At 52.4% G+C, this 1,337-nt stretch carries 1 rRNA gene; it reads right to left on the bottom strand.

Annotated elements, in window-relative coordinates:
- Positions 1-18: 18 nt before the first annotated feature.
- A 16S ribosomal RNA gene (locus JYB65_RS14815) occupies positions 19-1,337 on the bottom strand; the annotation flags it as partial.

Raw genomic sequence — 1,337 nt, 5'->3', positions numbered from 1 at the left:
AAAATTTCGTCTCCTTAGAAAGGAGGTGATCCAGCCGCACCTTCCGATACGGCTACCTTGTTACGACTTCACCCCAGTCATTGATTTCGCCTTAGGTAACCTATTTATTGGCCAACTTCGGGCGCCCCCAACTTCCATGGTGTGACGGGCGGTGTGTACAAGACCCGGGAACGCATTCACCGCAGCATTCTGATCTGCGATTACTAGCAACTCCAACTTCATGTAGGCGAGTTGCAGCCTACAATCCGAACTGGGACTGGTTTTTGAGATTTGCTCCACGTCACCGTCTTGCGTCTCTTTGTACCAGCCATTGTAGCACGTGTGTAGCCCAGAACATAAGGGGCATGATGATTTGACGTCATCCCCACCTTCCTCCGTGTTATCCACGGCAGTCTCACTAGAGTGCCCATCTTACTGCTGGCAACTAATGACAAGGGTTGCGCTCGTTGCGGGACTTAACCCAACATCTCACGACACGAGCTGACGACAACCATGCACCACCTGTCTCCTCTGCCCGAAGGAGGGACCTGTTAAAGTCCTGTCAGAGGGATGTCAAGTCCTGGTAAGGTTCTTCGCGTTGCTTCGAATTAAACCACATGCTCCGCTGCTTGTGCGGGTCCCCGTCAATTCCTTTGAGTTTCACACTTGCGTGCGTACTCCCCAGGCGGAGCACTTAATGCGTTAACTGCGGCACCGAAGTCTTGCGACCCCGACACCTAGTGCTCATCGTTTACGGCGTGGACTACCAGGGTATCTAATCCTGTTTGCTCCCCACGCTTTCGTGCCTCAGTGTCAGTTACAGTCCAGAAAGTCGCCTTCGCCACTGGTGTTCCTCCTAATATCTACGCATTTCACCGCTACACTAGGAATTCCACTTTCCTCTCCTGCACTCAAGTCTGACAGTTCGCAAGGCTTACAATAGTTAAGCTATTGCCTTTCACCCCACGCTTACCAAACCACCTACGCACTCTTTACGCCCAATAATTCCGGATAACGCTTGCCCCCTACGTATTACCGCGGCTGCTGGCACGTAGTTAGCCGGGGCTTCCTCCAAGGGTACCGTCATTTTTTTCTTCCCCAAGGACAGAGCTTTACGACCCAAAGGCCTTCATCGCTCACGCGGCGTTGCTGCATCAGGCTTTCGCCCATTGTGCAATATTCCCCACTGCTGCCTCCCGTAGGAGTTTGGACCGTGTCTCAGTTCCAATGTGGCCGATTACCCTCTCAGGTCGGCTACTGATCGTTGCCTTGGTAAGCCGTTACCTTACCAACTAGCTAATCAGACGCAGGCCCATCCCATACCGATAAATCTTTGGCGAAAGACTCATGTGAATCTT

Source organism: Clostridium aminobutyricum, from assembly GCF_017255415.1.
Lineage (GTDB): Bacteria > Bacillota > Clostridia > Peptostreptococcales > Anaerovoracaceae > Aminipila > Aminipila aminobutyrica.
This window is presented reverse-complemented; position numbering and strand designations above follow the sequence as displayed.